5 protein-coding genes, 1 riboswitch and 1 other annotated feature are annotated in these 5739 nt (G+C 24.4%); all 5 genes read left to right on the forward strand.

Translation table 11 applies throughout. The features are described 5' to 3' along the window. A riboswitch (cyclic di-GMP riboswitch) is annotated at positions 1-72 on the forward strand. This riboswitch is flagged as partial in the annotation. 84 nt (positions 73-156) lie between these two features. Continuing rightward, positions 157-645 carry an SH3 domain-containing protein gene (locus tag Q3287_RS19195; RefSeq protein WP_243193341.1) on the forward strand — a complete coding sequence of 163 codons (489 nt, stop codon included), beginning with the start codon at positions 157-159 and terminating at the stop codon, positions 643-645. A 351-nt stretch (positions 646-996) separates the two neighbouring features. Beyond that, complete coding sequence (locus Q3287_RS19200; protein WP_054270414.1) at positions 997-1395, forward strand: hypothetical protein; 399 nt, start codon at positions 997-999, stop codon at positions 1393-1395. Positions 1396-1643: 248 nt separating this feature from the next. After that, entirely contained in the window at positions 1644-2246 is a 603-nt protein-coding gene (locus tag Q3287_RS19205; RefSeq protein ID WP_054270413.1) for a TetR/AcrR family transcriptional regulator, read from the forward strand. 112 nt (positions 2247-2358) lie between these two features. Next, positions 2359-2622 (forward strand) — a binding site (T-box leader). A 149-nt stretch (positions 2623-2771) separates the two neighbouring features. Beyond that, positions 2772-3323 carry a tryptophan transporter gene (locus tag Q3287_RS19210; protein WP_054270412.1) on the forward strand — a complete coding sequence of 184 codons (552 nt, stop codon included), beginning with the start codon at positions 2772-2774 and terminating at the stop codon, positions 3321-3323. Between the two features lie 848 nt (positions 3324-4171). After that, positions 4172-5611 carry a cell wall-binding repeat-containing protein gene (locus tag Q3287_RS19215; RefSeq protein ID WP_054276782.1) on the forward strand — a complete coding sequence of 480 codons (1440 nt, stop codon included), beginning with the start codon at positions 4172-4174 and terminating at the stop codon, positions 5609-5611. Positions 5612-5739 lie beyond the last annotated feature (128 nt).

Consider the following 5739-nt stretch of genomic DNA (forward strand, 5'->3'; position numbering starts at 1 on the left):
TAAATCTAATGACGCAAAGCTATAGGGACTAAAATCTTTATATAATAAAGGTCATGTCAGCCAGTTGCCAAAAAGATAATAATTCTTTTTGTTGAAAGTATTTTTTAAAGTTATATATTTTTAATAACTTAATATTTGGCAAGAGGAGGGCTTAAGATGATATCTGAATTAATGTTGAAAAGTTTTGGCGAATCTAGCATCAATTTTAAGACTAAAATTAAATTAAATTTAAGAGAAAGACCAGACATAAATAGTATGAAGTTGAAAAGTATACCAGAAGGTAAAATTGTTAAGTTAAAATGTGTCGATGGAATATGGGCAGAAGTTGAAAGTAATTATGACAAAGGTTGGTTACTTTATAAATATTTGGAAAAATTAAGTAATGCTAAAAGCAATAGTAATGGTATAGTAAAAAATAGAAAAAAGAATTATGTAGGAAATATAAGAACGAATGGCTTAAGTCTAGAACTTAGAAATGATAGAACATTAGACTCTAGAATTATAACTACAATTCCTGATGGTTTTAAAGTTGAAGTATGTTATAGTGTTGACAAATGGGCAAGGGTTAATATTGATAGAAATGGAAAAAAATATTCTGGATATGTATATAGTCAATATATAGAAGAATGTTTAAGTTTATCATAATTGGATACTAGTAAGCTTTAAATATACTAATAAATTTCAGAAAAAGAATCCTATTCATAGGATTCTTTTTCTTTTGTAAAAAAACTTATTATAATATTAAATATAATAAATTAACTAGGTCTTTTTAATTGTAAATCGAAGATTTAATTGAAAATAGATTTAACTTATGATTTATATTTTAGGTGCCATAAATTGAGATTGATTTAGAAAATTTTAATAAAAAAGAAAGTTGATAGGATAAAAATAATATTAAAGATAAGAAAAGATATAAGAAATTTGAAAAATTTTGTAATTTTTAGTTTTATATATATTATAATAAACTAGATATAAGATTTTTATGAGGGGGAAAATATGAAAAAAAAGAAAACATTGATTGGAATAGCTATATCTTTTTTGCTTATAATCAGCACTATAAATCCATTGCAAGTTGAGGCTGAAGCTATTATTGATTCTAGTGTATACATTTCTTCAGCACAAGAAAATTATAAATCTAATAATACTAGATTTAAAACTATTAAATCTAAAAGTAAGCATAAACGTAGTAAATCTAGAAAAAGTAGAGTTAATTTGAAGAAAAGAACTATAAGAACTAAAAATTATGGACATAGAAATTTAGATAAACATAAAAGTCAAAGCATAGGAAGATATAATATTCTTTCAAAATTGATACTTTCAGTAATAGTTGTATTTATTGTTATAGTTTTAATTGGGATAATATTTATTAGAAGAAAGAAGAAGAAATTTTATTAAATACAATAATAAAAATTACATAGTTGTATTATATGATTTTATTGTATTATATACAATATTGCTTTTCATCTTATTTTAAGTTTTTTTATGAATAACTATTTTATAGTTTAGTTGGAAGTATATTGTTATGATTTTGTTCTTCATTAGATAGTAATTTAAAGAATAGCATTTTGCTAATTATTGATGTTTATTTTATAGCATGATATAATTTAAGCAGAATGATATTCTGTTTAAAAGGAGATACAAAAATGGCACGAAAACGAATATTAAATGGTGGTAAACGAGATGAACTTATTGGGAATGCACTTAATTTGTTTTTAGAATATGGGTATGAAAATACTTCTATAAGAATGATTTTAGATAGTGTTGGTGGTGAAGTTGGTATGTTTTATCACTATTTTAAATCAAAAGATGAAATATTCAATGAAGTTATAAAATTATTTCTAGCTCAGTATGAAAAAAGTTTTTCTGATGTTTTATATGATGATTGTATACCAAATAATCTGAAAATCGATGTGGTATTTGAGTTATTACAAAAAACTCTTTTAAAGTATAAGACATTTAAATTAGGTAAATTTCATTGGAGTATGCAAATTGCACTTAATCAATTAACTTTAAAAAGTTTAGTTCCTCATATAGCAAAATATATAAACTATATGCGTGATAAAGGTGAGATTGGGAGTTGTGCAATTGAAACGGATTTAGAGCTTGCAAATGCTGTTCTTTATTCATCATTTGCAATATTACATCAAGACTCACTAACTGAATTAACAGAGAAAGAATTAGAGCAAAAAAAACAGATTATCAAAGGAATTATTCACAGGATTTTGGATATAAAAAGAAATACATAATCTTATTTTACTATTTTTTAGGAAAAATATATTTTGAAATTTATAAAAACATATTGACATTTTTTAGAAAAAATAATATTATTATTTCAACGACAAAATTTAATAAAGTAAGTTAAATCCTATGAAAAGGAAGAGTAGTTAAGTTTAGGTTCATTATAGAGAGCTGAGGATGGTGGAATCTTAGCAAGAAAAAATTTAATGAATGGCCCTTAGAGGAGTAAATTGAAATCATAGTTTTGAGAGTAGACTTTATCGTCAGTCGCACGTTATAGCGAATAAGGTATGTAAGTACCTGATAATGAGATATATAAAAATTAAATTTTGTATTAGTTTTTATATAATTTAGGTGGCAACGCGGATAATCTCCGTCCTATTAGTTTAGGACGGAGTTTTTTATTTTACTGAAAAATTTAAATATAGAAGGTGGTGAAAAAGATGTTATGAATTTCCAGTGTTAAAGATGATGATATAATAAATTGGCAAAAAAATAAATTGAAAATTAAAAAAACAGGAGGAAATACGAAAATGAAAACAAATACAAAAAAATTAACTTTAAATGCAATACTTTTAGCAATGGGATTATTGATACATCAAATTACACCAGCTATAGGACTACCAATGAAACCAGATATACCACTAGCAATGTTATTTGTAATATTAGTTTTAAATAGAGATGATTATAAAACTTGTTTAATAGCAGGTATAGTAACAGGAATATTTACAGCTCTTACATCAAGTTTTCCAGGAGGTCAAATTCCTAATGTAATAGATAAAACTCTTACAGCAAATGTAGTATTTTTATTAATGAACATTAGTTATAAAATGCCTTTTATAAAAAGATTAGCTAAAAAGGCGCAAGATACTATAGTAGTTACAATCATAATGCCAATAGGAACACTTGTAAGTGGAACAATTTTCTTATTAGCAGCTCAAGCTATAGTTGGTCTTCCAGGTGCTTCATTTACAGCTTTATTTTTAGCAGTAGTATTACCAGCTGTTTTAATAAATTTAGTTGCAGGACTATTTTTATTCAAGATTGTTAGCCTATCAATAAGAAGAGTTAGTTATCAAGCTTAAATATGAAATAATACTTTACTTTATAAACTATTATAATAATCAAGCAATATAAGAATAGAGTAGTTATATCTACTCTATTCTTATATTATTTAAAGATTTAGCATTATATTTTTTTGTTTTTAATAAAATATTTATATAATAGTAATATATCTTCAACCTAACAGATAAATTATCATACCTATGTTAATCTTCTTAGATGTATCTCATTTGTAGTTATTAAATATAAAATTTATTTTAATTTGCTTTTTCAAGATAAATTTGTATATTAATCTTCTCTGATTTATCAGCTATTTAAATATACTAAAATTTCTACTTAATTTAATCTGTATATATTTCCATTTATAAATTTCTAAAAAATATAATAAAAGCATATTTTTTGTGAAAAACTTATTTAAATTTGATTAGGAAAAAAATATATAGTTCGTAATATAAAATGAAATTTAGTTAAAACTTATAAAACTATACCTGTAAAATATGTTTTTAATATAAAATAGAAAATTCTAAATTTAAATAATACTTTAGCCAAATAAAATATGTGTAACTATAATAGAAATAGAATATTTTGAGAAATATATCTATATACTTAAAAAAGAAAAATAAATCTATTAAAATAACATAATAAAAAAAATATTAAGAATAAAAATAAAATTATAAGTATTTATATAAATCTAGTTGATTTTTAATATAAATGTAAATACAATTATATTTATATGAATAATTACATTGGTGATTATTAGTAATACAATCTAATGTAGTTTACGATTTTACATAAGTTTGTTAAGTACATAACCTAATTAAGAGAATGTATTCATATATTAAAAATTTATTATGAGGGGGATAATTTTATTATGAAATTCTGTAAAAGAATGTTAACATTGACTTTGAGTATTTCTTTTGCATTTGCAAATATTCAACTAGTAAATGCAATATCATCTGTAGAGAAGATACAAGGAAATAATAAGTATGAAATTGCAGGTAATGTAGCAGATGAAAATGCATATAAGACTGCTATACTAATTAATACTAATAATTCTATAGCAGATGGTCTAAGTGCAAGTGGATTAGCGGGAGCTTTAAATGCACCTATATTATTAACTGAAAAAAATACTATACCAACTGAGACATCTGCAAGATTAAAAAATGTATCAAAAGTTTATATAATTGGAGGAACATATTCTATAAGTACAGCTGTAGAAAATTCATTAAAAGCTAAAAATATAAAAGTTGTAAGAATTCAGGGAAGTGACAGAATAAAAACAAGTTATAATGTTGCGAAAGAAATAAACTCAATAAAAAAAGTTGACACTGTAATGTTAACAAATGCATATAAAGGAGAAGCTGATGCTATAAGTATTGCATCTGTAGCTACAAGAGATAGTACACCAATAATTCTTACTAATGGGCGAAGTATACCTTTTTCAACTAATGGCTTAAAATCTTATGTAATAGGTGGAACATCTTCAATGAGTACTACTTTAGTAAACAAGACTAAATCTACTAGATTGGGAGGAAGTACTCGCTTTGAAACTAATAAAGCAATAATAGATAAATTTTACAAAGATGCTAAAGATTTTTATATAGCTGGAGCATATGAATTAACAAATGCTCTTGTAGGTTCATCTTTATCAAAAAATAGTCCAATGGTATTAGTTGATAATGGCAGTAATAAAAGCGTCTTAAAGAATGCTAAAAAGATAACTTCTATAGGGTATATAAATTCAACTATAATTCAACAATGTCTAAATGTAACAAATGGACTTGGAGATATTAATACTGGAATTATAAAAGATGATGCTAAGCCGACTACAAAGACTATAAAAGCTGGTATGTATAAGGTTGGAAAAGATATATCAGCAGGGGAATACTTAATAACTTCAAATTCAGGAAGTTATGCTTCTTATTATGAAGTTACAAGTGATAGTACAGGAAATGCTGATAGTATACTCTCAAATGATATTTTTAGTGGAACTAGATATATAACTTTAGAGAATGGGCAGTATATTAAAATTGAGGATTCAACAATGATATTAGCCAAGTATGCTAAAGTTCAAAAGGCCAAGAATGGTAAGTTTGGAAATGGTATGTACAAAATTGGACTAGAAATTCCTGCTGGAGAATATACTATAGTTTCAAATTCTTCTGATGCATATTATGAAGTTAGAGATGATAGCTTGGGTGATGTGGATGGAATAGTTACTAATGATGTTTTCTCAGGAAACAGATATATAACAGTTGAGGAAGGACAATATTTAATACTAAATAATTGTTATTTGATTGAGAATAAATAGGTTTAATTATATTCAGTAGGAAATAGGACATTTTAATATAAGAAAGGTGTTTTAAATTAAAATTTAAAACATCTTTTTTTATTTTTTAGCAATATACTATATTTAAATTATCATCAAAACACACATAT

Origin of the sequence: Clostridioides sp. GD02404 (assembly GCF_045898275.1) — a bacterium.
Taxonomy (GTDB): Bacteria; Bacillota; Clostridia; order Peptostreptococcales; family Peptostreptococcaceae; genus Clostridioides; species Clostridioides difficile_A.